Here is a 25,182-nt window from a genome sequence, read left to right as displayed (position 1 = left end):
GCGTTCGTCTCAGGCCCGGGTCAGGCGCTCTTGCGCTTGCGCTCCATGATCACGGTGGGCGGCGCGCCCTCGTCGACCGCTGCGCGGGTGACGATCACCTTCGCGACGTCCTCGGCGGACGGGATCTCGAACATGATCGGCCCCAGGACGTCCTCGAGGATGGCGCGGAGCCCGCGGGCACCGGTCTTGCGCTCCACCGCGAGGTCGGCGATCGAACGCAGCGCGTCCTCTTCGAACTCGAGCTGGACGCCGTCGAGTTCGAACATGCGCTGGTACTGCTTGACCAGAGCGTTGCGCGGTCCGGTCAGGATGTCGATGAGGGCATCCTGATCCAGCGGCGAGACCGAAGCCACGACGGGCAGGCGTCCGATGAACTCGGGGATCAGACCGAACTTGTGCAGGTCCTCGGGCAGCACCTCGCTGAAGAGGTCGAGGTCCTTGGACTTGTCGTGAAGCGGGGCGCCGAATCCGACGCCGTGCTTGCCGACGCGCGACGAGACGATGTCCTCGAGACCGGCGAAGGCACCGGCCACGATGAACAGCACGTTCGTCGTGTCGATCTGCAGGAACTCCTGGTGCGGGTGCTTGCGACCGCCCTGCGGCGGAACGGATGCGACCGTGCCCTCGAGGATCTTCAGCAGCGCCTGCTGCACCCCCTCGCCGGACACGTCGCGCGTGATCGACGGATTCTCGGCCTTGCGGGCGATCTTGTCGATCTCGTCGATGTAGATGATGCCCTGCTCGGCGCGCTTCACGTCGTAATCGGCTGCCTGGATGAGCTTCAACAGGATATTCTCGACATCCTCGCCGACGTAACCGGCCTCGGTGAGCGCCGTGGCGTCGGCCACGGCGAACGGGACGTTGAGGCGCTTGGCGAGCGTCTGGGCCAGGTAGGTCTTGCCGCAGCCGGTCGGACCGATCATCAAGATGTTGCTCTTGGCGATCTCGATGTCCTCAGCCCGCTGCTCAGCGGATTGGAGCGTGCTCCGCGCGCGCACGCGCTTGTAGTGGTTGTAGACGGCGACCGACAGTGCCTTCTTCGCCGGCTCCTGACCGACCACGTACTCCTCGAGGAACGAGAAGATCTCGCGCGGCTTCGGCAGATCGAACTCGGCGACGCCGGAGGCCTCGGACTCGGCCATGCGCTCTTCGATGATCTCGTTGCACAGCTCGACGCACTCGTCGCAGATGTACACACCGGGGCCAGCGATGAGCTGCTGGACCTGCTTCTGGCTCTTTCCGCAGAACGAGCATTTGAACAGGTCGGCGCTCTCACCGATACGAGCCATGCGCATCCTCCTCAGGATCCGGAGATCTTCCTGACGAGCCTAACCCGTGCATCGGACACCGAGCCGCATTGCCACGATTCGGTGTCTGACGTCATCACACGAGACTCTTCGTGTGCCACACGGTCTTCGTCTCCGTGAACGCGGCGATGCGCGCCGGCGACGCGTCGACCGGCCCAGGAGGCAGCACGCGCTTGAGCGTGTCAGCCGCGCTGATCTCGAGATCGACCCAGTCGAGCGCGCCGGCACCGGCGAGATCGAGCGCATTGACGTCAGCGTGCGATGCCAGCCACGGAGCCATCTCGGCTGCTGAGCCGGTGAGGACGTTCACCACTCCGCCCGGCACGTCGCTCGTGGCGAGCACCTCGGCGAGACTGATCGCCGAGAGCGGGAAGCGCTCGCTGGCGAGTACGACGACGGCGTTGCCGGCGACGAGAGCGGGAGCGACCACGGAGATGAGGCCCAGCAGCGCCGAGTCCTGCGGCGCGACGATCGCGACGACGCCCGTGGGCTCCGGCACGGTGATGTTGAAGTACGGCCCGGCGACGGGGTTGGCATTGCCGGCGACCTGCGCGTACTTGTCGCACCATCCGGCGTACCAGACCCACAGGTCGATCGCGTCGTCGACCTGGGCGCCCGCCGCAGCGGCAGACACCCCTTCCTGTTCCACGATCTCGTCGATGAACTGCGCACGGCGACCCTCGAGGACCTCGGCGACGCGGTACAGCACCTGCCCGCGGTTGTAGGCGGTCGCGCCGGACCACCCCTTCACCGCTGCGCGCGCGGCGACCACGGCATCCCGAGCATCCTTGCGCGACGCCTTCGCGGCATTCGCGAGGAAGGCGCCCTTCGCCGAGACGACCTCGTAGGTGCGGCCGGACTCGCTGCGGGGGAATGCTCCGCCGATCGCGAGCTTGTAGGTCTTGGGGACGGAAAGCCGCTTGCTCATGCGGAGGCTCCCTTCAGGTAGGCGGTGAGCCCGTGACGGCCGCCCTCGCGACCGTAGCCGGACTCCTTGTAGCCGCCGAACGGACTGGACGGATCGAAGCGGTTGAAGGTGTTCGCCCACACAACACCGGCGCGCAGACGGTCGGCTACGGCCAGGATGCGGGAGCCCTTGTCGCTCCAGATCCCGGCCGAAAGCCCGTACGGCGTGTTGTTCGCCTTCGCGATCGCCTCGGCAGGCGTGCGGAAGGTGAGCACCGACAGCACCGGCCCGAAGACCTCGTCCCTGGCGATGCGGTGCGATGCCTCGACCCCGGTGAAGATGGTCGGTGCGAACCAGAAGCCCTTCTCGGGGATCGCACAGTCCGCTGTCCAGCGTTCCGCCCCCTCGGCCTCGCCGATGTCGCTGAGCTCGCGGATGCGGGCCAGCTGGGCTGCGGAGTTGATGGCCCCGATATCGGTGTTCTTGTCCAGCGGGTCGCCGAGCCGCAGTGTGGACAGACGGGTCTTCAGACGATCGATGACCTCATCGTGGATCGACTCCTGCACGAGCAGGCGGCTGCCTGCGCAGCAGACGTGGCCCTGGTTGAAGAAGATGCCGTTGACGATGCCTTCGACGGCCTGGTCGATCGGTGCGTCGTCGAAGACGATGTTGGCCGCCTTGCCGCCGAGCTCGAGCGTGAGCTTCTTCCCGCTGCCGGCGACGGCGCGAGCGATGTCGCGTCCGACTCCGGTCGATCCGGTGAACGCCACCTTGTCGACATCCGGATGCCGGACGAGATGCGCTCCGGTCGATCCGGCACCGGTGATGATGTTCACGACCCCGGCCGGCAGGTCGGCCTGCTGGAGGATCTCGGCGAAGATCAGCGCCGTGAGCGGCGTCGTCTCGGCGGGCTTGAGCACCACGGTGTTGCCCGCCGCGAGTGCCGGAGCGATCTTCCATGCCAGCATCAGCAACGGGAAGTTCCAGGGGATGACCTGGCCGGCGACACCCAGCGCTCGCGGATCGGCCCCGAGTCCGGCGTAATCGAGCTTGTCCGCCCACCCTGCGTAGTAGAAGAACCAGGCCGCGACCAGCGGCACGTCGACGTCGCGGCTCTCCTTGATCGGCTTGCCGTTGTCGAGGCTCTCGGCGACGGCGAGTTCGCGAGCCCGCTCCTGCACGAGCCGCGCGATGCGGAACAGGTACTTCCCCCTGTCGCGACCGCTCATCTTCGACCAGGTCTTCTCATAGGCGCGGCGGGCGGCGGCGACAGCGCGATCGACGTCCTCGTCCGAGGCGCCGGCGATCTCCGCGATGTGCGATTCGTCCGCCGGTGAGATCGTGGTGAAGCTCGCGCCCGAACTGTCGACGAACTCGCCGTCGATGAACAGCCCGTAGCTGTTCTTGAGGTTCAGGACCGCCTTCGACTCGGGTGCCGGAGCGTATTCCAGGAATGACATATCTCGTCCTCAGTCGATCGTGACGTAGTCGGGGCCGGAGTAGTGACCGGTGGCAAGCTTCTGACGCTGCATGAGCACATCGTTGAGCAGACTCGATGCGCCGAATCGGAACAGGTGCGGCTGGAGCCACTCCTCCCCCGTCGTCTCGGCGACCGTCACGAGGTACTTCACGGCATCCTTCGACGAACGGATGCCGCCAGCCGGCTTGACGCCGATCCGCTCGCCGGTGGCACGATGCCAGTCGCGCACGGTCTCGAGCATCAGGAGCGTCGTCGGCAGCGTCGCGGCCGGCTGCACCTTGCCCGTCGACGTCTTGATGAAGTCGCCTCCGGCCAGGATGCCGAGCCACGAGGCCCGCTTGATGTTGTCGTACGTGTTCAGCTCGCCGGTCTCGAGGATCACCTTGAGCGAGGCGTAGGTGCCGTCCTCGCGGCGGCAGGCCTCCTTCACACGGGCGATCTGCTCGAATACCAGGCCGTAGCGTCCGGAAAGGAACGCCCCGCGGTCGATGACCATGTCGATCTCGTCGGCACCCGCAGCAACCGCCTCAGCTGTGTCGGCGAGCTTGATGTCCAGCGACGACCGCCCGCTCGGGAAGGCCGTGGCGACCGCCGCGACCGAGATCCGGCCGTCGTCCGGGTCGCCATGGAGTCCGCCGAGCGCGTCGACGGCGTACGGAACCATATCGCCGTACACGCAGACCGCGGCGACGAGTGGTGTCGATGCATCCGCGGCATCCGGAGTCTTCGCCTTCGCGACCAGCGAGCGCACCTTGCCAGGGGTGTCCGCGCCCTCGAGCGTCGTCAGGTCGATGAGCGAGATGATCTTGTCGAGCGCCCATGCCTTGGATGCCGTCTTGATCGAGCGCGAGCCCAGGCCTGCGGCCCGCTGCTCGAGCCCGACGGCGTCGACTCCTGGCAGCCCGTGCAGGAAGCGGCGAAGCGTGGCATCGTCGGGTTCGGCCCCGAGCACGTCCACCGCCGTTCTGCGGGTGAGTTCCTTCGTGGTCACTGTTCCTCCAACAATGCTCTGGCTGTGGGCTCGTCGGTCACCAGCACGCGGCACAGGCCGCTGGTCACGACTGTACGCGCGATGTCGTGCTTGGCGGCACCCGCGGTGACGAAGACGGTGTGCTCGGCGGCGCGGATGCGGTCGAGAGAGACGCCCACCGTTCGGGCGTCGAGTTCAGGATCGACGACGTTGCCCTCGGCGTCGACATAGCGACCGAGAACGTCGCCGACGGCGCCGCGCCTGGCGAGCTCGGTGACGTCATCGACGTCGAGGTACCCGTTCTCGACGTGCGCGGACGTGTGGTCGCAGGGGCCGGCGCTGAAGAGGAACGCCTGCGCGTTCGCGGCTTGTTCCAGGACACCGGCGACGGTCCGATCGGACTCGATCGCGCGCTTGGTCTCGATGCGCTCGAGAATCGCGGGGCTCGGCAGGAGCGCGACCTGACCCCCAGCGCGCTGGGCGATCGTGGCGGCGAGCTGCGCGGCACCTCCGGATCGACGGCTCAGGCTCACGCCGCCGTTGAGCTGGACGACGGTCACGCCGTGCGCCCAGCCGTCGACGAGCGCCTCGGCCACCGCCGTGAGCGTGCGCCCCCAGCTGACGCCGAGAACACGCGGCACCGGCCGCATGGCTGCGAGGTGATCGGCAGCGCCCTGCGCGACTCGGTCGAGCGTTGCCGCGTCGTCGTCCGCCGCGGGCACCACGATGGCGTCGGCCAGGCCGAATCGTTCGGTGAGCAGGCGCTCGACGCTCAGGCGCCTCGCACGCGGATGCACGATCTCGATGCGGACGATCCCGCGCTCACGCGCCTGGGTCAGAAGGCGCCCGACCTTCCAGCGGGAGATCTTCAGGATGCCGCCGATCTCGTCCTGGGTCCGGTTCTCGTCGTAGTACAGCTCGGCCACGCGCACGGTGAGCAGATCGTCGTCCACGGCATCCTCCCTTCGTCTTCAGGCTATCGAGATGTCGACGCATGCGCACTTCACTGCTCACATGAGCACACGGATGCCGCAGGCATGCGCATCCGCGGCCATCTGTCGTTCCCCGTTCGTCGGAGAAGTCGCTCGCGTCGCAGGGGATCGCGCACACGCGGCATCCGCACGCACGAAGGGGCGACCCGGCGTGATGCCGGATCGCCCCTTCGAGCAGAATCGCTCAGGCGCGCTTGCGCGTGGTGAGCACCTGGTCGACGATGCCGTAGTCCTTGGCCTGGGCAGCCGAGAGGATGTTGTCGCGATCGATGTCGCGGTTCACCTTCTCGACAGGCTGACCGGTGTGGTGCGCCATGGTCTCCTCGAGCCAGGTGCGCATGCGGAGGATCTCCGCCGCCTGGATCTCGATGTCGGATGCCTGGCCCTGACCGGCCTCCCCCATCGCCGGCTGGTGCATGAGCACGCGGGCGTTGGGGAGCGCGAGACGCTTGCCCGGTGCACCGGCGGCGAGCAGCACGGATGCCGCCGAAGCCGCCTGACCGAGCACCACCGTCTGGATCTGCGGCGCGACGTACTGCATCGTGTCGTAGATCGCCGTCATCGCCGTGAAGGATCCGCCGGGCGAGTTGATGTACATCGTGATGTCGCGCTCGGAATCCTGGCTCTCGAGCACGAGAAGCTGCGCCATCACATCATCGGCCGAAGCGTCGTCGACCTGAACACCGAGGAAGATCACGCGGTCTTCGAACAGCTTGTTGTACGGGTCCTGGCGCTTGAAGCCGTAGGCCGTGCGCTCCTCGAACTGCGGGAGGACGTACCGGCTGGAGGGCAGGTTTCCTGCGGAGCGGAAAGTGGGAGTGTGCATGGGAATCCTTTCGCTTTCCGCTTACTTGTTGTCCGGCTCGGTGCCGCCGCCGCCGATGACGTCGGTCGCGGACTCGCGGATGTGATCCACGAATCCGTACTCGAGCGCCTCTTCCGCCGTGAACCAGCGGTCGCGGTCGCCGTCTTCGTTGATCTGCTCGACCGACTTGCCGGTCTGCGAGGCGGTGATCTCGGCGAGGCGCTTCTTCATCGACAGGATGAGCTGCGCCTGCGTCTGGATGTCGCTCGCGGTTCCGCCGAAGCCGCCGTGCGGCTGGTGCAGCAGCACACGGGCGTTGGGCGTGATGTAGCGCTTGCCCTTGGTGCCGGCGGTCAGCAGGAGCTGACCCATGGATGCCGCCATGCCGATGCCGACGGTGACGATGTCGTTCGGCACGAACTGCATGGTGTCGTAGATGGCCATGCCTGCCGTGATCGATCCACCGGGCGAGTTGATGTAGAGGTAGATGTCCTTCTCAGAGTCCTCTGCGGCGAGAAGAAGGATTTTCGCGCAGATCTCGTTGGCGTTCTGGTCGCGCACCTCTGAGCCGAGCCAGATGATGCGGTCCTTCAGCAGCCTGTCGAAGACGCTCGTCGCGACAAGGGGTTCTGCAGCCATTTCAGCTCCTGTTTCCGTGTTCGATGATTCGAATCTACCGGCGACGACGCGGCACTCAGGTCGTGTTCGCCGTCGGCATATCAGGTGTCGAGCTCGGCGATCTCGTGCGCGTATGCAGTCATCGAGCGGTGATAGCGCGGAAGACGCGGGATCAGCGCCAGCAGAGCGACCGACAGCCCGCGTGCCGGGGCGCCCGAGCTGGCGAGCACGAGTGCCTGCACGACCGCGACCGCGTCGCGGTACGCCGAATCGGGGTGCTCGCGCTGCTCCTCCGCGAGCAGGGCGAGCGCTTCATCGTGTTCGCCGATGTTCCGCAGCGAGCTCGCGAGCTGGATCACCGCCTGCGGACGATGCTCGTCGTCGAGCCCGAGCTCCAGCGCGCGCCGGTAGAACCCCACGGCCTCGGCTTCGCGTCCGGCCGAGTCCCTGGCGCCACCGCGTTCGAACTCGGCCCTGGCGTCCTCCGCTCCGCGTTCCGCCGCTATCGCGTCGATGCGCGAGATGACGTCCTCATCCGCGAGAGTGTTGCTCGCCGCCCACACGCCCCCGATGCGCTCTTCCCAGGTGTCCATACCGCTCTTCTCACGCAAGAAGGCGGATGCCGAAGCATCCGCCTTCTCGTCAGGATCGTCTCGCGATCACTCGGCCGTGGCGGCCTCGTCCTTCTTGGCGGCCGTCTTCTTGGCCGGTGCCTTCTTCGCGGCCGGCTTCTTGGCAGCAGGCTTCTCGGCCTCGGCCTCGTCAGCGTCCGCCGTCTTGGCCGGAGCCTTCTTCGCGGCGGGCTTCTTCGCGGGAGCCTTCTTGGCCGGCTTCTCCTCGGCGGGCGCCTCTTCGGCAGCCCCGTCCTCGTCGTCGACGGCGATGAAGTCGCTCAGGTCGACAGCCTTGCCGTTCGTGTCGACGACCGTGACCTTGCCCAGGGCGATCGCCAGAGCCTTGTTGCGGGCGACCTCGCCGACGAGCGCCGGGATCTGGTTCGACGACTGCAGCGCCTCGACGAACTCCTGCGGAGCCATGCCGTACTGGGCGGCCGACTGGATCAGGTACTGGGTGAGCTCGTCCTGCGAGACCTGAACGTCCGCCTGCTCGGCGATCGTGTCGAGCAGCACCTGCGTGCGGAACTGCTTCTCGCTCGCCTCGGTGACCTCGGCGCGGTGCTCGTCGTCCTCGAGGCGGTTCTCGGACTCGAGGTGGTTGTGCACCTCGTCCTCGATGAGCTGCGGCGGAACCGGGATCTCGATCTTCTCGAGCAGCGCCTCGACGAGCTGGTCGCGCGCCGCAGAACCCTGCGTGAACACGCCCTGCTGGCTGACGCGCTCCGCAACGCTGGCGCGCAGCTCTGCGATGGTGTCGAACTCGCTGGCGATCTGAGCGAAGTCGTCATCCGCCTCGGGAAGCTCGCGCTCCTTGACAGCCTTGACGCTGACGGAAACCTCGGCCTCGCTGCCGGCGTGGTCGCCACCGACCAGCTTGGAGCGGAACGTGGTGTCCTCACCGGCGGTGAGCGACTCGATCGCGTCGTCGATGCCCTCGAGCAGCTCGCCCGAGCCGACCTCGTAGGAGACGCCCTCGGCACGGTCGATCTCGGCGCCGTCGATCGTGGCGACGAGGTCGAGCTCGACGAAGTCGCCCTTCGCGGCGGGACGGTCGACCGGGATCAGCGTGCCGAAGCGGCCGCGCAGACGGTCGAGCTCCTCGTCGACGGCTGCCTCATCGGTCTCGATGGCGTCGACGGTCAGTGTGATGCCATCGAACGACGGAACCTCGATCTCGGGGCGGACGTCGACCTCGATGTCGACGAGCAGGTCACCCGTGAAGTCCTTCTCGTTCGGCCACTCGATGATCTCGGCCGACGGACGACCGACGATGCGGATCCTGTGCTCGCTGGCGGCGGCGCGGAAGAAGCCGTCGAGGCCCTCGTTCACGGCGTGCTCGATGACCGCGCCACGACCGATGCGCTGGTCGATGATCGGCGCGGGGACCTTGCCCTTGCGGAAGCCCGGGATCTGGACGTCCTGAGCGATGTGCTCGTAGGCGTGCTTGATGCTGGGCTTGAGGTCCTCGGGGGTGACCGTGATGCTGAGCTTGACCCGGGTCGGGGTCAGCTTCTCGACGGTGCTGTTCGCCATGCTGGTTCGTTCTCCTTGTGGTTCCCGCGCGGAAGCGCGGCGTGAAGCGTGTGGGACAGAGTCGGGGCGACAGGATTTGAACCTGCGACCTCCCGCTCCCAAAGCGGGCGCTCTACCAAGCTGAGCTACGCCCCGGGGAATCCGCACGCAGATTCAGCCCTAGGAAGTCTAACGGACATGAGAGCCCTGAACTGTCCGCTATGCTTGACCAGTCGGTTCCCGGCCCGCTGTACGGGCCGGATCCGGGGCTGTAGCTTAATGGTAAAGCCTCTGTCTTCCAAACAGATGACGCGAGTTCGATTCTCGTCAGCCCCTCCACTCCTGGAGTCCCCTAGAGGAGGTGCCGTGACCTGGCAGCACCTCGGTGGGGATCACGAACTCCCCGCGATTTTCTCCAGCCCGCCTGCGCCGTCCGCTCCCCCGGTTCGTCGGCGTCGCATCGCCTGGGTCATCTTCGCCGGAGCGCTCATCCTGGCTGTCGGAGCAGGACTCCACCTTGCCGCGAACCTGCACTACGACGACGCCCTCACCGCGTTCCAGGATGCCGAGACGTCCACCGAGAAAGAACAGCGCGATCTTGCAGCCGATGCCGAACAGCTCGGCACGGACGCGGCGACCGCGAGCGACATCGCCGCCGCCGACTCCGCGGTGCTGATGCCGGCCGCCGCACGCACGGACCTGGATGCCGCGATCGCCGCCGTGGAGCCGACACTGTCGGATGCGGAGGAAGCGAGCTCGGCATCCCTTCCCTCCGCCGGAGAGAAGCCGCAGTGGGCCTGGGAGCTGTTCGCGGAAAGCGGACGGCTCGCCGACGACACGCGCGATCTTGAGGACCAGGAGGCGGAACTGCGTGCGCTCAGCGACGACGTTGCGGAGCGCACGACGGCGGTCGACGAGAGCGCCGTCGAAGCCGTGCAGACGTCCGCAGCCGCTGCGGCCGACTTCGAAGCCGCGCATGTGAACGCCCGCAATCCCGAGATCATCGCGCTGCGCACCGCGGCCGCGGCCGCAGGTTCGATCTCCGACCTGGATGCCGAAGCCGTGCAGCAGTTCGTGACGCTGGAATCGGCGGCGGCGGGCGCGTTGACGAGCGAGCAGGCGGAGCTGGCCGAGAAGGCCGGAGCGCTGTACGGTCCGCGCGTCGAGATCGAGGCCTTCGCGCGTTCACTCGCCCCCGGCGTGCTGATCGATTTCGACTGGGCACCGACCGTCCCCGGCTACGACCGGCCGTCCTATGGCGGCTGGACCACCTGGTGGTACGGCGATCCCGGCTACTCGACCATCGCCCTGTCCGACTACATCGCGGAGTCCTGGCCGGCTGAATGGGCGAAAGCACTGGTCGCGCACGAGGTCGGACACGCCATCAGCGTGAAGTGCGAGTCGCTGTACGACTCGTCGGACCAGGACACCATCGAGGCCTGGGCGACAGCGTGGGCGATCAGCATGGGATTCACCGACAGCGGCAACGGCACCGACGTGTACGGTGCGCCTCCGCAGTCGATGATCGACGCAGCCGCGAACTGCCGCTGACGCGATCCGATATTCCGGTATCCAAACTCTTCAGAGCGCATTACGCTTGCGCAGAGGACGGGCGCGCCCCAGGCGCTCGATGGAGAGGGGCACTCATGAACAGCACCATCACGCGACCGGCGAATTCGCGGCGCACGAAGATCTACGCAGTCCTGGCGGGAGGCCTCGTCCTCGGCGTCGGCACCGCCGTGACGCTCGCGGCCTGGAACGACTCCGAGTTCGCCAGCGTCGACTTCGCGGCCGGAACGTTCGTCTTCCAGGGATCGACGGATGGCACCACATTCGCCGATCATGAGTCGGAGGCAGGCGCAGCCGAGCTCACGTTCACGGCGCCCTTCGACAACCTGAGCCCGGATGATGTGGTGTACGCGCCCTACGCGCTTCAGCTCGACGCAACCGATGCGGCCGATCTCACATCGGTCGCACCCGTGGTGACCGGCACGCTGAACGGCGACCTGACCTTCGCTGCCGTCGAGACCGCAGCATTCGGCTGCGACGAGGACTCGTTCACCGCCGGTACCGCCGTGCCGACCACAATCGCTGATGGTGAGATCATCAACCTCTGCCTCCAGGTGACAGCCGCATCCAGCATCGAGCAGGGTGAAACCGGCACCGCGGTGTGGCAGTGGAACGCCGTCTCGCAGTAGGACCGGTGCCCGAGGGCCGACGCCGCACGCGTATCGCTGGGCGACGCCGCCTGCGCTCCCTGCGCGTGCGCGCGGTGCTCGCTGGCGCCCTGGTGCTCGGAGTCGGCGGTTCGGCGACCCTTGCGGCCTGGACCGATCAGGAGCTCGCCTCGACCACCGTGACCGCCGGCACCTTCGCGCTCGCGTCACGGACCTCGACGAGCGATCCGTTCGTCTCGCACGGGGGCGGTGCCGAGGGCACGGCTGTCATGACCTTCAACGCAACCGGGCTGTACCCCGGTCAGGTCCGCTCCGCCTGGATCCAGATCCAGAACACCGGTTCGATCGCGGGCACCGTGAACCTCACGACGGTGGGCGTCACCGCATCTGGAACAGCGAGCACAGCCTTGCGGGACGCCGTGCAGGTTCGATACGTCCCGGTCGCCGCACCAGGAGACATGGCTTCCTGCACGACGAGCACCACGGGCGGAACGTCTGTGACGGGCCTCGCGAGCGTTCCCACTCTGACTGCACTGCCCATCGCGGCGGGGGCGACAGTCGGCTACTGCATCGTACTGACGCTGCCGACCACGACGCCGACGGGGGCACAGGGCGGCTCCGCTGTCCCCACCTGGACGTTCACCGGAACCACGGGGTGACACGCATGAGTACCGTCGCGGCGCGACTACTGGGGAGGGCCCTGCGAGAGACAGCCCTCACGCTCGCCGCGCTCGGCGGCGTGGTGTGCATCGTGCTCGCCGTGCTCGCCTTCAGCGGCGGATACACGCTGATCATGTTCAAGACGGGCTCGATGTCGCCGACGATCCCGGCAGGCTCCGTCGCGCTGGTTCAGCGGGTCCCGGCGTCCGATCTCGTCGTCGGGGACGTCGTCACCGTCGACCGGCCGAATGCCCTTCCTGTCACGCACCGCATCACCGGCGTGGCGGAGGGCAGCTTCGTCGATGAGCGGATCATCACCTTGAAGGGCGATGCGAACGAGAGCGAGGATCCCGCACCGTACGCCGTGACGGAGGTGCGGATCGTGCGCGCGTCCGTCCCCCACCTCGCGAATGTCCTCGTCTGGTTCGGCAATCCGATCGTCCTGGGGTGCCTCACGGTCGGCGCAGCCGCACTCGTCACGTGGGCGTTCTGGCCCAGGGGCCGGCAGAAGCAGGACGAGGGGAACGCCGTCGAAGATGCCGCCGGAGGTTCTGAGACGGACGAGGCACCGACAACTCGTCGTGGGCGTCGCGCCGCCCGAGTCCTCGGCGTGGTCGCGCTGATCGCTGCGGCGACATCGCCCTTCGTCTCGCCTGTGCCGGCGCACGCGGCCGGCACCCTCCGCCTCTCGTCGGACCTGTCCGGTACGCAGACACTGGATGCCGTCGATCCACTCAACTGGCACCTCGACGTCGATGGATCGAGTCTGCCCGCCGAGGGAGTTCTGACGATCGCACTCTCCGGTGCACAAGCGCAGCCGGGACTCCAGATCTCGGCCGAGGTCCGCTCATGCGCCTCGGCGTGGACGCCAGACGGCTGCGCGCGCGGCGAGAAGCTTCTGCGTCCAGCGTCGCCGGTCACATTGGACGGCACATGGGAGCGGGTCCATCGCATTGCGACCCCTGTGAGTGTCCACCTGCGGGTCCTGCTCACCGCCCCTGAGAATCGAACGGACTCCGCTTCGGCGACGCTCACCATCCGCGCGAACGCAGCGGGACAGACGGCGGAGGAGACCGTGAACGGCGAGGACGGCCTGGCAGACACGGGCGGCGTCTCCTGGGCGCTCTATGCTGCTCCCGGCGCCGTGCTCATCGGCCTCGGCATCGCCATGACGGCCCGTGCCCATCGCCGGAGCAGCCGATGAGAGCCGCGGTGCGGAGCACCCGACTCGGCGCCGCGGTGCTGGGCGTCGGTGTGCTGCTGCTCGGAGGTTCGCTGACGCCCGCACCGACCGAGGCCGCCTGGACGGATGCGGAGCTCGGCAGCAGCGCCGCCGTGACAGCGGCCGCTCTCGCTGTGCCGACAGCCACGACCTGTACGGCGCGCAGCGTGGTGGTCCTGGGGCTCCAGGACTTCACCCTCACATGGACGTCGGATCGGCCGGGCGCGCAGATGGTCCAGCTCACCCGTGGCACCACAACGGGCACGGACGTCCAGGGCGCATCGGGCAGCGTCATCACGCAGACCGGGAGCACGGGTGGCAAGTACCAGTATCGCGCGATCTACACACAGGAGAAGCTGCTGGGACTGCTCGACCTCGCAAACCTTCTCGGTGGTTCCTACGAGGTGCGCATATACAACGGCTACGCCGGGAGCTCCTGGGTTTCCGCGCCGGTCCGGTACAACCTGAACGTCGTGCTGCTCGGTCTCGGCTCGAGCTGCACCTTGGTGCCGTGACGCGGAAAGACCGCCGCGACTGAGACGTCACGACGGTCTTTCCGAGAAGAACTCGAGCTACTGCCCGCGGCGCTCGCGCAGCTGCGAGAGCGCGTCCTCGAGAAGCTGCTCCGCCTCGACGTCGGTGCGGCGCTCCTTCACGTACGCGAGATGCGTCTTGTAGGGCTCCGTCTTCGACAGGGCAGGCGGGTTCTCCTTGTCGCGCCCGGCAGGAAGACCGGAGTGCGGGTGATCGATGGTGTCCGGGATCTCCTCTTCGGGGAGACCGGCCGCGAAGTACCGCACGGTCTCGTTGCCGAGCCCGTCCCAGTACGACACCGCGATGCGGTCGGCGTGGTAGCCGTGGTCCTGTTCGCCCATCGGGCCGGAACCGACGCGGGTCCCTCGGATCGCATTGCCGCCGGTAGCCATCAGAGCGCCTCGAATTTCGTGATGAGGCCCAGTGCCACGATGGCGACGAACCAGGTCAGAGCCAGAACGACCGTGAACCGGTTGAGGTTGCGCTCGGCGAGACCGGAGGAGCCGACAGCCGTCGACATCCCGCCGCCGAACATATCGGACAGACCGCCGCCACGACCCTTGTGGAGAAGGATGAGGAGAGTCAGCAGGACGCTGGTGATACCCAGCACGACCTGCAGGACGAACTCGAGAACTTGCACGTGAAATGCCTTTCGCTCGGGCCGAAATGCCCGCGTAACGGTCAAGTATACGGTGCGGCGGGGCCGGAGCCCCGCCGCACACTCATACTCCGACGTGCTTCTGGAACCGGATGATCGCCGCGAACTCGTCGACGACGAGGCTCGCCCCACCGACCAGAGCGCCGTCCACATCGGGCTCGCGCATGAAGCTCGCGATGTTCGAGGACTTCACCGAACCGCCGTACAGGACACGCGTGCGTGCCGCGGCATCCGCATCGAGCACCTCAGCCAGCACACCGCGCAGCGCGGCGCAGACGTCCTGCGCCTGCTGCGGCGTGGCGGCCTGGCCGGAGCCGATGGCCCAGACCGGCTCGTACGCCACGACGATGTCGGCGGATGCCGGCACACCGTCGAGAGCAGCCTTGAGCTGACCAGCCGGAACCGCGCTGGCCCCGAACTTCTCCAGGTCCTCTGCCGTCTCGCCGACGCAGATCACCGGGACGAGACCGTGCTTGACCGCAGCCTTGACCTTCGCTGCGACGACGTCGTCGGATTCGGCGTGGTACTCGCGCCGCTCCGAGTGGCCGATGATGACGTACTTCGCGTCGAGCTTCGCCAGGAACGCTCCGGACACCTCACCGGTGTACGCACCGGAGTCGTGAGCCGAGACATCCTGCGCGCCGAGCGCGAACGGGATCTTGTCCGCATCGATCAACGTCTGGACGCTGCGGATGTCGGTGAACGGCGGGAAGACGGCCACCTCGACCGAGTCCCCTTCGTGTCCGGCATCCTTCAGGGTCCAGTGCAGCTTCTGCACCGTCGCGACCGCCTGAAGGTGGTCGAGGTTCATCTTCCAATTGCCCGCGATCAGCGGGGTACGGTTGGTCACGCCCATCCGAGCACCTCCAGGCCGGGGAGTTTCTTGCCCTCGAGGAACTCGAGGCTGGCCCCACCACCGGTGGAGATGTGGCCGAACTGGTCATCTGCGAACCCGAGCTGCCGAACGGCGGCGGCCGAGTCGCCGCCACCGACGACGCCGAGGCCGTCGACCTCGGTGAGCGCCTGTGCGACGGCCTGTGTTCCGTTGGCGAACGCGGGGAACTCGAACACGCCCATCGGCCCGTTCCAGAACACCGTCTTCGACCCGCGGATCGCCGAGGCGAAAGCGGCGGCCGTGTCCGGGCCGATATCCAGACCCAGGCCGGCAGCTCCGGCAGCCGTGCTCTCGATGGCGTCGACCGCCACCGTCTCGTGCGCAGCGTCGGCGGCGAAGGACGCCGCGACCACGACATCCGTCGGCAGGACGATCTCGACACCGCGCTCGGCGGCTTCGGCGATGTAGCCGCGGACCGTGTCGAGCTGGTCCTCTTCGAGAAGGCTCGATCCGACCGCATAGCCCTGCGCCTTGAGGAAGGTGAAGAGCATGCCGCCGCCGATGAGCAGGCGGTCGACCCGCGGAAGCAGGTGCGAGATCACACCGAGCTTGTCGCTGACCTTGGATCCACCGAGGACGACCGTGTAGGGCCGCTCCGGTGTCTCGGTGAGGCGGTCGAGGACGCCGAGCTCGGTGGCGATCAGAAGACCAGCCGCCGACGGCAGGATCTGGGCCAGATCGTAGACGCTGGCCTGCTTGCGGTGCACGACGCCGAATCCGTCGGACACCAGCACGTCGCCGAGACCGGCGAGCTGCTGCGCGAACGCCTGACGCTCTGCTTCGTCCTTCGACGTCTCCCCCGGGTTGAACCGGAGGTTCTCGATCACGGCGATACCGCCGTCCTCGAGAGCGGCGACCGCTTCGGAGGCCGACTCGCCGACGGTGTCTCGGGCGAAGGCGACCGGCTTGCCGAGCAGCTCTGAGAGACGCTGGGCGACCGGCTCGAGGCTGTACTTCGCATCGGGCGCGCCGTCAGGGCGGCCGAGGTGCGAGCAGACGATCACACGGGCGCCGGCGTTGAGCAGCGCGTTGAGGGTCGGCAACGAGGCGCGAACACGGCCATCGTCCGTTATGACGCCGTCCCGAAGGGGGACGTTGAGGTCACAACGGACGATGACGCGCTTGCCCTCGAGCGACCCCAGGGATTCCAGGGTGCGCAGAGACATGTTCGGTTCTCAGAGACGCTCTGCGACGTACTCGGTCAGGTCGACGAGACGGTTGGAGTAGCCCCACTCGTTGTCGTACCAGCTCGAGACCTTGACCAGGTTGCCGCTGACGTTCGTCAGCGTGGAGTCGAAGATCGAGGAGTGCGCGTTGTGCTGGATGTCGCTCGACACGATCGGGTCGGCGTTGTACTGCAGGTAGCCGGCGAGGCTGCCCTCGGAAGCGGCCTTGGCGTACGCCGCGTTGATCTCATCGACCGTCAGGTCGGTGCGGTCGGTGACCAGCGTCAGGTCGACGATTGAGCCGGTGGGAACCGGAACGCGGTACGAGGAGCCGCTCAGCTTGCCGTCGAGCTCGGGCAGGACCAGGCCGATGGCCTTCGCCGCACCGGTCGAGGCCGGGACGATGTTGATCGCCGCAGCGCGTGCGCGGTGCAGGTCGCCGTGCGGGCCGTCCTGCAGGTTCTGGTCTGCGGTGTAGGCGTGAGCGGTCATCATGAAGCCGCGCTCGATGCCGAAGGCGTCGTTGAACACCTTGGCGAGCGGGGCCAGCGCGTTCGTCGTGCAGGACGCGTTGGAGATGATGTGGTGGTTGGCCGGGTCGTAGGACTCTTCGTTCACACCGACGACGAAGGTGCCGTCCGCACCGGTCGCAGGAGCCGAGATGAGAACCTTCTTGGCGCCGGCATCGATGTGCTTCTTGGCGAGCTCGGCCTTGGTGAAGAAGCCGGTCGACTCGATGACGATGTCGACACCCAGCTCGGCCCAGGGCAGGTTGGCGGGGTCGCGCTCGGCGAACGCCTTGATGGTCTTGCCGTTGACGGTGATGCTCTCATCGTCGTAGCTGATCTCTGCGTCCAGCACGCCGCCGACGGAGTCGTACTTCAGCAGGTGTGCGAGCGACTTGTTGTCCGTGAGGTCGTTGACGGCAACGATCTCCAGGTCTGCGCCCTGCGCGAGAGCCGCGCGGAAGTAGTTTCGTCCGATGCGGCCGAAGCCGTTGATGCCGATCTTGACAGACACTCAGGTCTCCCTGTTTCTCGTGCGCTTGCGCGCTGTATTGATAGAGAATGCGTGGACAGCGGCGTCCCGACGGGCTGATCGTCCGTCGGGACGCCCGTCTTGTTTACGACAGTACCAGCAGGCCGTTCGTCTGCTTGCGGGCGATGTCGAGACGCTGGGCGACGTTCTCCCAGTTCGCGATGTTCCATGCCGCCTTGACGTAGTCCGCCTTGACGTTGAGGTAGTCGAGGTAGAAGGCGTGCTCCCACATGTCCAGCTGGAACAGCGGGATGGTCCCCTGGGCCGTGTTGGACTGCTGGTCGAACAGCTGCTGGATGATCAGACGCTGACCGATCGAGTCCCAGCTGAGCACCGACCATCCGGAGCCCTGGATGCCGAGGGCGTTGGCGGTGAAGTGCGCCTGGAACTTCTCGAACGAACCGAAGAACTCCTCGATCGCCGCCTTCAGCTCGCCCTCGGGCTCACCGCCGCCGTTCGGCGACAGGTTCGTCCAGAAGATCGAGTGGTTGACGTGGCCGCCCAGGTTGAAGGCGAGATCCTTCTCGAGCTTGTTCACGTTCGCGAGGTTGCCGCTCTCACGGGCCTCGGCGAGTCCGTCGAGCGCAGCGTTCGCGCCGGCGACGTAGGTCGCGTGGTGCTTGTCATGGTGCAGTTCCATGATCTTGCCGCTGATGTGCGGCTCGAGTGCTGCGAAGTCGTAGGGAAGGTCGGGAAGCGTGTATGTCGCCATGTCGATTCAATCCAATCCGCGCCGCGCCGCGGCGCTTTCCGGTCCTCCGCGATGCCGAGATGCAGCGCGGAGCAGACGGTTTCCATCCTAGTGACGGCAACGCGTCACGGCAGGGGAACCTTCCCCGGGATGGCGAAGATTTCCCTAAACGTCGAGGCCGGCCGGCACCGCGGCCTCGGTACCGGGGATGCCCTCGACCTGCGCACGCTTATCGGCCATCGCCAGGAGCCTGCGGATGCGTCCTGCGACGGCATCCTTGGTCAGCGGCGGGTCAGCGTGATGGCCGAGCTCGTCCAGACTCGCATCGCGATGCGACAGACGCAGTTCGCCTGCGACCTTGAGGTGATCGGGCACGTCTGGGCCGAGGATCTCCAGTGCGCGCTCGACGCGCGCGCACGCCGCGACGGCGGCCTGCGCCGAACGGCGGAGGTTGGCGTCGTCGAAGTTCACGAGCCGGTTGACGCCCGCGCGCACCTCGCGGCGCTGGCGCATCTCCTCCCACGCGGTCGCGGTCCCTGCCGCGCCCATCTGGGTGAGGATCGAGCGGATCGCCTCGCCCTCGCGGACGACGACCCTCGGCATCCCGCGGACCTCGCGCGCCTTGGCCGCGACGCCGAGGCGGTGTGCAGCGCCGACGAGAGCCATGGCGGCTTCGGACGAGGGGCAGGCCACCTCGAGCATCGCCGAACGGCCGGGTTCGGAGAGCGAACCGGCGGCGAGGAACGCGCCGCGCCAGAGGCCAGCGATCTCTTCACGCGACCCGGTGGTCAGGCGGTTGGGCAGCCCGCGGACGGGGCGCCGACGCTGGTCGAGGAGCCCGGTCTGGCGCGCAAGCGTCTCCCCCGCGCCGATGACGCGGACGGCCCAGCGCGCACCGTCGTTCGAGCTCGAGGACTGCACCTGAGCGATTTCGGGGCGCACGCCGTAGATCTCGGCGAGGTCCCTGGCGACACGACGCGCGAGCAGCTCGGCATCCACCTCGGCTTCGACGGCCACGCGGCCCGCGATCGAATGCAGACCACCGGCGAACCGGAGGATCGCAGTGACTTCCGCGACGCGCACCGTGGGTGGCGCGTTCCGGATGCTGACCAGCTCAGCCTTGACGTCGGTGGTTAGTGCCACGACACTCCTTCTCGCTCTTCGCGCCGGATCGCGGCGCGAAGGACTAGCCTACTCGGCTCCGTCGATCTCTACTCGCGGCCGAGGTCGCGGTGACGCACGTTGACGGCCACGCCTGGCACCTGCGCGAGGCGTTTCGCGAGCTCTTCGGACATCGCGACCGAGCGGTGCTTGCCCCCGGTGCAGCCGATCGCGACCGTCGAGTGGCTCTTGTTCTCGCGCTGGTAGCCCTCCAGAACGGGCACGAGCGCCTTCGCATACGCGTCGAGGAACTCCTGAGCGCCCTCGCGGGAGAGCACGTATTCGCGCACGGCCTCGTCCTGGCCGGTGAACCCGCGGAGCTCCTCGTTCCAGAACGGGTTCGGCAGGAAGCGCATGTCCGCGACGAGGTCGACGTCCGTCGGCAGCCCGTACTTGAAGCCGAAGCTCAGCAGCGTCAGCCGATGCCTCGCCGCTCCTTCTTCCGAGAAGAGCTCGTTGGTCTTCGTCGCGAGCTGATGGATGTTGAGGTTCGACGTGTCGATGACGATGTCGGCTGCTTCCCGCACGAGCATGAGCCGGGAGCGTTCGAGCCGGATGCCGTCCAGCAGCGTCCCGTCGTCCTGCAGCGGGTGCGGGCGGCGGACGGCCTCGAAGCGGCGGACGAGCACGTCATCCGAGGCATCCAGGAACAGCACCTGAACCGAGCCGCGCGAGCGCAGTGTCCTGGCGACATCGGGCAGGTCGTCTAGCAGGTTGCGGCCCCGCACGTCGACGACCGCCGCGACCTTGGGCAGCGCTCCCCCGCCGAGGTCGGTGAGATCGAGCAGCGGGCGCAGCATCTGCGGAGGCAGGTTGTCGACGACGTACCAGCCGAGATCCTCGAGCGCATTGCCGACCGTGGTGCGCCCTGCCCCGGACATGCCGGTCACGATCAGGAACTGGCTCTGGTCCTCGCCTGTCATCGGTTCTCCTCCCGTGGAACAACCCTATCGACTGGAGAGGTGCGCGTGGATTCCCTGCGCGAGGGCCGGCCCGATCCCAGGGACCTCCTCGATCTCCGCCGTGGTCGCTGCGCGCAGCCGCGTCACGGATCCGAAGTGCTTGAGCAGCACCTTGATGCGCGCGGCCCCGAGCCCCGGTACCTCGGCGAGCGTGCTCGAGATGTCGCGCTTGCGCCGTTTGCGCTGATGCGTGATCGCGAATCGGTGCGCCTCGTCCCGCAACCGCTGCAGCAGATACAGCGCCTCGCTCGTGCGGGGCAGGATCACCGGGAAATCGTCATCGGGGAGCCAGATCTCCTCGAGTCTCTTGGCGATGCCGCACAGCGCGATCTCGGTGTGCCCGGCATCCTTCAGCGCGCGCGCCGCCGCAGCGACCTGCGGCTGGCCGCCGTCGACGAGCAGCAGCTGCGGCGGATACGCGAAGCGGGGGCGACGACGCGTGGTCGTGACCTCCCCCTCGGCCAGCGGATCTGCCACGGCGTCGTCATCCTCTTCCGGGGAGTCGAGATGGGCCAGCCGTCGGCGCAGCACCTGATACATCGAATCGGTGTCGTCCGTCGTCTCGGCGATGTTGAACGAGCGGTACTGGTCCTTGCGAGGCAGGCCGTCTTCGAAGACGACCATCGACGCGACCACGTTCGATCCCTGGAGATGCGAGATGTCGTAGCACTCGATCCGCAGCGGGGCCTCCTCGAGGCCGAGCGCGTTCTGCAGATCGGTGAGCGCCTGCGTGCGCGCGACGTAGTCGCTCGTGCGCTTGGTCTTGTGCCGGATTAGCGCCTGCTGCGCATTGAGGGTCGCCGTGCGCATGAGCTCGGCGCGCTGCCCGCGCTGCGCCACGGCGATCTCCAGCTTGCGTCCGCGCCGCCCGCGCAACCACTCCTCGAGCTCGGTCGCATCGTCCGGCAGAGTCGGAACCAGGATGCGGCGCGGGATCTCGCCGTCGGCCGCTTCGCCGTAGACGCGCTGCAGGATCTGATCGACGAGCTCGCCGGAGGAGACATCGATCTCCTTCTCGATCGTCGACGCGCGCACACCACGAACGCGCCCGCCGCGGATCACGAACTGCTGCACCGCTGCGGAGAGCTCATCCTCGGCGATGCCGAAGAGGTCGGCATCCTCGTCCGCCGGTAGCACGAGCGCGCTCTTGCCGAGGACGGCATCGATCGCGGAGAGCTTGTCCCGGTACTTCGCCGCGGACTCGTAGTCCATCGCCGCGGATGCCTCGCGCATGCGCCTGGTCAGCTCGCGCGTGAACCGCTCGTCGCCCCCTGCCATGAAGGCGACGAAATCGTCGACCATCGCGCGATGTTCTGCGATGGTGCAGGTCATCGAGCACGGGCCCCCGCACTTGCCGATCTGGCCGGGGAAGCACGGGCGCCCGGTCTGCATCGCCCGTTTGTAGCTCGCGTCGCTGCAGGTGCGGATGGGGAACGCCTTGACCATCAGATCGATGGTCTCGTGCACCGCCCACACCTTCGGAAACGGGCCGAAGTAGCGCGCGCCGGGGATCCTGCGATTGCGCGTCACGATCACACGCGGGGCCTCGTCGGCCAGCGTGATCGCCATGAACGGGTACGACTTGTCGTCCTTGTAGCGGACGTTGAAGGGCGGATCGAACTCCTTGATCCACATGTACTCGAGTTGCAGAGAGTCCACGTCGGTCGGCACGACCGTCCACTCCACGGACGCCGCCGTCGTCACCATCCGACGCGTGCGCTCATGCAGCGTCCGCAGCGGTGCAAAGTAGTTCGACAGGCGCTGGCGGAGGTTCTTCGCCTTGCCGACGTAGAGCACCCGCCCCTGCGCATCACGGAAGCGGTACACCCCCGGATCGGTCGGAATCTCCCCCTGCTTGGGCTTGTACGGCAGGACGTCCGCCATCAGCCGGCCTTCCGCGCCTGGCGCCCTCCACCGAGGATCTCGGCGAGGAACTGCCCGGTGTGGCTGCCCTCGATCGCGGCGATGTGCTCCGGCGTCCCCGCCGCCAGGATCTCACCGCCTCCTGAGCCGCCCTCCGGGCCGAGATCGATGACCCAGTCCGCCGACTTGATCACGTCGAGATTGTGCTCGATCACGATCACCGTGTTGCCCTTCTCGACCAGGCTGTCCAGCACCTCGAGCAGCTTGCGGACGTCCTCGAAGTGCAGACCGGTCGTCGGCTCGTCGAGCACGTAGATGCTGCGACCGTTGCTGCGCCGCTGGAGCTCCGTCGCGAGCTTGACGCGCTGCGCCTCACCACCGGACAGCGTGGTGGCCGACTGCCCGAGGCGCACATAGCCGAGGCCGACGTCGACGAGCGTCTTCATGTAGCGATGGATGGCCTGGATCGGCTCGAAGAACTCGGCGGCCTCCTCGATCGGCATCTCGAGCACCTCGGCGATGTTCTTGCCCTTGTAGTGCACGGCGAGCGTGTCACGGTTGTACCGCTTGCCGTGGCACACCTCGCAGTCGACGTAGACGTCTGGCAGGAAGTTCATCTCGATCTTGATCGTGCCGTCGCCCGAGCACGCCTCGCAGCGCCCGCCCTTGACGTTGAAGCTGAATCGCCCTGGCTGGTATCCGCGTACCTTCGCCTCCGGCGTCTCGCTGAACAGCGTGCGGATGCGGTCGAAGACGCCGGTGTAGGTGGCCGGGTTCGATCGCGGAGTGCGACCGATCGGCGCCTGGTCGACGTGGATGACCTTGTCGAGGTTGTCGAGGCCGGTCACGCGCGTGTGCTTGCCCGCGAGCGAGCGGGCGCCGTTGAGCTTCGAGGCGAGCACCCGGTAGAGGATGTCGTTGACGAGCGAGGACTTGCCCGAACCGCTCACGCCGGTGACGGCCGTGAGGACGCCGAGCGGGAACTCGACGTCGACGTTCTTGAGGTTGTTCTCCCGCGCGCCGACGACCTTGAGCATGCGCCGCTTGTCGAGCTTGCGGCGCTTGCGCGGAGTCGGGATCTCGCGGCGTCCGGCGAGGTAGTCGCCGGTCATCGATTTCTTCTCGCCGAGCAGCGCCGTGTACGGACCGGAGTGCACGACGTCGCCGCCGTTGACGCCGGCGCCCGGTCCGATGTCGACGACCCAGTCGGCCGCTTCGATGGTCTCCTCGTCGTGCTCGACGACGATCAGCGTGTTGCCGAGATCGCGCAGAGTGAGCAGCGTTTCGATGAGGCGCCGGTTGTCGCGCTGGTGCAGTCCGATGGACGGCTCGTCGAGGACGTAGAGCACGCCGGTGAGTCCCGAGCCGATCTGCGTGGCCAGTCGGATGCGCTGAGCCTCACCGCCGGACAGCGAACCCGCAGACCGGCTCAGGTTCAGGTAGGACAGGCCGACCTGCAGCAGGAAGTCGAGTCGCAGTCGGATCTCGCGAAGCACCTGCGCTGCAATCTTCGCTTCGCGCTCCGTCAGCGTGAGCTCTTCCATGAACGCTCGCGCATCGGCCAGGCTGAGATGGGAGACCTCGGCGATCGAATGACCGTGCACCTGGACGGCGAGCACCTCCGGCTTGAGCCTGTTGCCGTCGCACACCGGGCACGGCACCTCGCGCAGATACTCGCCCCATCGTGCACGCTGGGTGTCGGTCTCGGCCTGCGCGTACTGCCGCTCGATGTACGGAACGACGCCTTCGAAACCGGACGCGTACCGCATCTCACGGCCGTACCGGTTCTTCCACTTGACCGTGACCTTGTAGTTGTCTCCGCGCAGGATCGCGTCCTGGACGTCGACGCGCAGGTCGCGCCATGGAGTGTCGAGGTCGAAGTTGAGGTCGCGCGCGAGTCCTTCGAGCAGGCGCTCGTAGTACTGGAACAGTCCCTTGCCCTGCGTCGTCCAGGGGATGATCGCGCCTTCGCGGATCGACAGCTGCTCATCACCGAGCATGAGCTCGACGTCCACCGACATCCGTGTACCGAGTCCGGAGCAGGACGGGCAGGCACCGAACGGGGCGTTGAACGAGAACGTGCGCGGCTCGATCTCGGTGAGCGTGATCGCGTGCCCGTTGGGGCAGGCCAGCTTCTCGGAGAAGGACTGCCACGCGGCATCCCCCTCCTCGTCGACGAAGTTGATCTGCAGCACGCCGCCGGCGAGACCGAGCGCGGTCTCGACCGAGTCGGTCACGCGCCCGAGGATGTCATCGGAGGCGACCAGGCGGTCGACGACCACGGCGATGTCGTGCTTGTAGCTCTTTTTGAGCGTCGGCGGCTCTGCGAGCTGGATCAGGTCGCCGTCGACGATCGCTCGCGAATAGCCCTTGGCGCCCAGCTCGCGGAAGAGGTCGACGAACTCGCCCTTCTTCTGCGACACCACGGGAGCCACGATCTGGTAACGGGTGCGGTCGGGGAGCTCCATGAGCTGGTCGGCGATCTGCTGGACGGTCTGCCGCTGGATGCGCTCTCCGCACTCCGGGCAGTGCGGGATGCCGATGCGCGCCCACAGCAGACGCATGTAGTCGTAGATCTCGGTGATGGTTCCCACTGTCGACCGCGGGTTGCGGTTGGTCGACTTCTGATCGATCGAGACCGCGGGGCTCAGACCCTCGATGAAGTCGACGTCCGGGCGGTCGACCTGACCGAGGAACTGACGCGCGTACGCGCTCAGCGACTCGACGTAGCGGCGCTGACCTTCGGCGAAGATCGTGTCGAACGCGAGGCTGGACTTGCCGGAACCGGACAGCCCGGTGAAGACGACGAGCGAGTCGCGCGGGATGTCGATGTCGACGTTCTTGAGATTGTGGACGCGCGCACCGCGAACACTGAGTTTTCCTGGGCTGGAGACGGGGACAATGGGCACCGGTCAAGTCTAAGAGGGGCCACGGACATTGGCTCCGA

The 25,182-nt window shown here is 67.3% G+C and carries 24 protein-coding genes and 2 tRNA genes; 6 read left to right on the top strand and 20 right to left on the bottom strand.

The window, feature by feature from the left end; genetic code table 11:
• Positions 1–20 precede the first annotated feature (20 nt).
• From clpX to ACWAT3_RS00705, 10 genes are all read right to left on the bottom strand, one after another.
• Positions 21–1,289 (bottom strand): ATP-dependent Clp protease ATP-binding subunit ClpX, encoded by a 1,269-nt coding sequence (gene clpX, locus ACWAT3_RS00750; RefSeq protein WP_460795060.1) that lies wholly within the window; start codon positions 1,287–1,289, stop codon positions 21–23.
• Positions 1,290–1,383: 94 nt separating this feature from the next.
• Positions 1,384–2,235: an aldehyde dehydrogenase family protein gene (locus tag ACWAT3_RS00745; RefSeq protein ID WP_460795058.1), complete on the bottom strand. Its 852-nt coding sequence runs from the start codon at positions 2,233–2,235 to the stop codon at positions 1,384–1,386.
• Positions 2,232–3,674, bottom strand: a complete 1,443-nt coding sequence (locus ACWAT3_RS00740) for an aldehyde dehydrogenase family protein (protein ID WP_460795056.1) — start codon at positions 3,672–3,674, stop codon at positions 2,232–2,234. The genes ACWAT3_RS00745 and ACWAT3_RS00740 overlap by 4 nt, the downstream gene beginning before the upstream one ends.
• Before the next feature lie 9 nt (positions 3,675–3,683).
• Entirely contained in the window at positions 3,684–4,652 is a 969-nt protein-coding gene (deoC, locus tag ACWAT3_RS00735) for a deoxyribose-phosphate aldolase (protein WP_460795845.1), read from the bottom strand.
• A gap of 29 nt (positions 4,653–4,681) precedes the next feature.
• Complete coding sequence (locus tag ACWAT3_RS00730; protein WP_460795054.1) at positions 4,682–5,617, bottom strand: sugar-binding transcriptional regulator; 936 nt, start codon at positions 5,615–5,617, stop codon at positions 4,682–4,684.
• Positions 5,618–5,840: 223 nt separating this feature from the next.
• Positions 5,841–6,482, bottom strand: coding sequence for an ATP-dependent Clp protease proteolytic subunit (locus ACWAT3_RS00725; RefSeq protein WP_460795052.1), 642 nt, complete (start codon positions 6,480–6,482; stop codon positions 5,841–5,843).
• Between the two features lie 21 nt (positions 6,483–6,503).
• A complete protein-coding gene (locus ACWAT3_RS00720) occupies positions 6,504–7,100 on the bottom strand; it encodes an ATP-dependent Clp protease proteolytic subunit (protein WP_460795050.1) in 597 nt (198 codons plus the stop codon).
• 80 nt (positions 7,101–7,180) lie between these two features.
• A complete protein-coding gene (locus ACWAT3_RS00715) occupies positions 7,181–7,672 on the bottom strand; it encodes a tetratricopeptide repeat protein (RefSeq protein WP_460795048.1) in 492 nt (163 codons plus the stop codon).
• 66 nt (positions 7,673–7,738) lie between these two features.
• Positions 7,739–9,229 (bottom strand): trigger factor, encoded by a 1,491-nt coding sequence (gene tig / locus ACWAT3_RS00710; protein WP_460795047.1) that lies wholly within the window; start codon positions 9,227–9,229, stop codon positions 7,739–7,741.
• A 61-nt stretch (positions 9,230–9,290) separates the two neighbouring features.
• Positions 9,291–9,364: transfer RNA gene (locus ACWAT3_RS00705), tRNA-Pro, on the bottom strand.
• Between the two features lie 109 nt (positions 9,365–9,473).
• Here ACWAT3_RS00705 and ACWAT3_RS00700 point away from each other — a divergent pair.
• The 6 genes from ACWAT3_RS00700 to ACWAT3_RS00675 all read left to right on the top strand — a co-directional run bounded on the left by ACWAT3_RS00700 (position 9,474) and on the right by ACWAT3_RS00675 (position 13,782).
• A tRNA-Gly gene (locus ACWAT3_RS00700) sits at positions 9,474–9,547 on the top strand.
• 27 nt (positions 9,548–9,574) lie between these two features.
• On the top strand, positions 9,575–10,759 hold the full coding sequence (locus tag ACWAT3_RS00695; protein ID WP_460795045.1) for a hypothetical protein: 1,185 nt from the start codon (positions 9,575–9,577) through the stop codon (positions 10,757–10,759).
• 95 nt (positions 10,760–10,854) lie between these two features.
• Entirely contained in the window at positions 10,855–11,406 is a 552-nt protein-coding gene (locus ACWAT3_RS00690; protein WP_460795043.1) for a SipW-dependent-type signal peptide-containing protein, read from the top strand.
• 5 nt (positions 11,407–11,411) lie between these two features.
• The gene (locus ACWAT3_RS00685; RefSeq protein WP_460795041.1) at positions 11,412–12,044 is read left to right on the top strand and encodes a SipW-dependent-type signal peptide-containing protein; all 633 of its coding nucleotides are present in this window, start codon (positions 11,412–11,414) and stop codon (positions 12,042–12,044) included.
• A gap of 5 nt (positions 12,045–12,049) precedes the next feature.
• Positions 12,050–13,249, top strand: coding sequence for a signal peptidase I (locus ACWAT3_RS00680; RefSeq protein ID WP_460795039.1), 1,200 nt, complete (start codon positions 12,050–12,052; stop codon positions 13,247–13,249).
• Between the two features lie 8 nt (positions 13,250–13,257).
• Positions 13,258–13,782 carry a hypothetical protein gene (locus ACWAT3_RS00675; protein WP_460795037.1) on the top strand — a complete coding sequence of 175 codons (525 nt, stop codon included), beginning with the start codon at positions 13,258–13,260 and terminating at the stop codon, positions 13,780–13,782.
• A gap of 57 nt (positions 13,783–13,839) precedes the next feature.
• Here the strand turns inward: ACWAT3_RS00675 and ACWAT3_RS00670 are convergent, their stop codons facing one another.
• The 10 genes from ACWAT3_RS00670 to uvrA all read right to left on the bottom strand — a co-directional run bounded on the left by ACWAT3_RS00670 (position 13,840) and on the right by uvrA (position 25,144).
• Positions 13,840–14,193 (bottom strand): RNA polymerase-binding protein RbpA, encoded by a 354-nt coding sequence (locus tag ACWAT3_RS00670; RefSeq protein ID WP_460795035.1) that lies wholly within the window; start codon positions 14,191–14,193, stop codon positions 13,840–13,842.
• Entirely contained in the window at positions 14,193–14,441 is a 249-nt protein-coding gene (gene secG / locus ACWAT3_RS00665) for a preprotein translocase subunit SecG (protein ID WP_429462264.1), read from the bottom strand. Before secG ends, ACWAT3_RS00670 begins: the two co-directional genes overlap by 1 nt.
• An 82-nt stretch (positions 14,442–14,523) precedes the next feature.
• Positions 14,524–15,315, bottom strand: a complete 792-nt coding sequence (gene tpiA / locus ACWAT3_RS00660) for a triose-phosphate isomerase (protein WP_460795033.1) — start codon at positions 15,313–15,315, stop codon at positions 14,524–14,526.
• Positions 15,306–16,520 carry a phosphoglycerate kinase gene (locus ACWAT3_RS00655; protein WP_460795031.1) on the bottom strand — a complete coding sequence of 405 codons (1,215 nt, stop codon included), beginning with the start codon at positions 16,518–16,520 and terminating at the stop codon, positions 15,306–15,308. Before ACWAT3_RS00655 ends, tpiA begins: the two co-directional genes overlap by 10 nt.
• Positions 16,521–16,529: 9 nt before the next feature.
• Entirely contained in the window at positions 16,530–17,540 is a 1,011-nt protein-coding gene (gene gap / locus ACWAT3_RS00650; RefSeq protein WP_460795029.1) for a type I glyceraldehyde-3-phosphate dehydrogenase, read from the bottom strand.
• A gap of 103 nt (positions 17,541–17,643) precedes the next feature.
• On the bottom strand, positions 17,644–18,270 hold the full coding sequence (locus ACWAT3_RS00645) for a superoxide dismutase (protein WP_460795027.1): 627 nt from the start codon (positions 18,268–18,270) through the stop codon (positions 17,644–17,646).
• A gap of 144 nt (positions 18,271–18,414) precedes the next feature.
• Positions 18,415–19,392, bottom strand: a complete 978-nt coding sequence (gene whiA, locus ACWAT3_RS00640; protein ID WP_460795026.1) for a DNA-binding protein WhiA — start codon at positions 19,390–19,392, stop codon at positions 18,415–18,417.
• 68 nt (positions 19,393–19,460) lie between these two features.
• Positions 19,461–20,333, bottom strand: coding sequence for an RNase adapter RapZ (gene rapZ / locus ACWAT3_RS00635; RefSeq protein ID WP_460795024.1), 873 nt, complete (start codon positions 20,331–20,333; stop codon positions 19,461–19,463).
• A gap of 24 nt (positions 20,334–20,357) precedes the next feature.
• Entirely contained in the window at positions 20,358–22,256 is a 1,899-nt protein-coding gene (gene uvrC, locus ACWAT3_RS00630) for an excinuclease ABC subunit UvrC (RefSeq protein ID WP_460795023.1), read from the bottom strand.
• Positions 22,256–25,144, bottom strand: coding sequence for an excinuclease ABC subunit UvrA (gene uvrA / locus ACWAT3_RS00625; RefSeq protein WP_460795022.1), 2,889 nt, complete (start codon positions 25,142–25,144; stop codon positions 22,256–22,258). Before uvrA ends, uvrC begins: the two co-directional genes overlap by 1 nt.
• Positions 25,145–25,182: the final 38 nt, after the last annotated feature.

The sequence above is a fragment of the Microbacterium sp. GXF0217 genome, assembly GCF_054798195.1.
Note: the sequence above shows the minus strand (reverse complement) of the source record. Positions and strands in the feature narration are given on the sequence as shown.

Excerpts from the sequence above, each read along its gene's own strand:
- ACWAT3_RS00680 (WP_460795039.1), top strand. The coding sequence starts at position 12,050 with ATGAGTACCGTCGCGGCGCGACTACTGGGGAGGGCCCTGCGAGAGACA.
- ACWAT3_RS00690 (WP_460795043.1), top strand. The coding sequence starts at position 10,855 with ATGAACAGCACCATCACGCGACCGGCGAATTCGCGGCGCACGAAGATC.
- ACWAT3_RS00745 (WP_460795058.1), bottom strand. The coding sequence starts at position 2,235 with ATGAGCAAGCGGCTTTCCGTCCCCAAGACCTACAAGCTCGCGATCGGC.
- uvrC (WP_460795023.1), bottom strand. The coding sequence starts at position 22,256 with ATGGCGGACGTCCTGCCGTACAAGCCCAAGCAGGGGGAGATTCCGACC.
- ACWAT3_RS00720 (WP_460795050.1), bottom strand. The coding sequence starts at position 7,100 with ATGGCTGCAGAACCCCTTGTCGCGACGAGCGTCTTCGACAGGCTGCTG.
- ACWAT3_RS00715 (WP_460795048.1), bottom strand. The coding sequence starts at position 7,672 with ATGGACACCTGGGAAGAGCGCATCGGGGGCGTGTGGGCGGCGAGCAAC.
- ACWAT3_RS00725 (WP_460795052.1), bottom strand. The coding sequence starts at position 6,482 with ATGCACACTCCCACTTTCCGCTCCGCAGGAAACCTGCCCTCCAGCCGG.
- clpX (WP_460795060.1), bottom strand. The coding sequence starts at position 1,289 with ATGGCTCGTATCGGTGAGAGCGCCGACCTGTTCAAATGCTCGTTCTGC.
- tig (WP_460795047.1), bottom strand. The coding sequence starts at position 9,229 with ATGGCGAACAGCACCGTCGAGAAGCTGACCCCGACCCGGGTCAAGCTC.
- tpiA (WP_460795033.1), bottom strand. The coding sequence starts at position 15,315 with ATGGGCGTGACCAACCGTACCCCGCTGATCGCGGGCAATTGGAAGATG.
- ACWAT3_RS00670 (WP_460795035.1), bottom strand. The coding sequence starts at position 14,193 with ATGGCTACCGGCGGCAATGCGATCCGAGGGACCCGCGTCGGTTCCGGC.
- ACWAT3_RS00645 (WP_460795027.1), bottom strand. The coding sequence starts at position 18,270 with ATGGCGACATACACGCTTCCCGACCTTCCCTACGACTTCGCAGCACTC.
- rapZ (WP_460795024.1), bottom strand. The coding sequence starts at position 20,333 with ATGACAGGCGAGGACCAGAGCCAGTTCCTGATCGTGACCGGCATGTCC.
- ACWAT3_RS00740 (WP_460795056.1), bottom strand. The coding sequence starts at position 3,674 with ATGTCATTCCTGGAATACGCTCCGGCACCCGAGTCGAAGGCGGTCCTG.
- ACWAT3_RS00655 (WP_460795031.1), bottom strand. The coding sequence starts at position 16,520 with ATGTCTCTGCGCACCCTGGAATCCCTGGGGTCGCTCGAGGGCAAGCGC.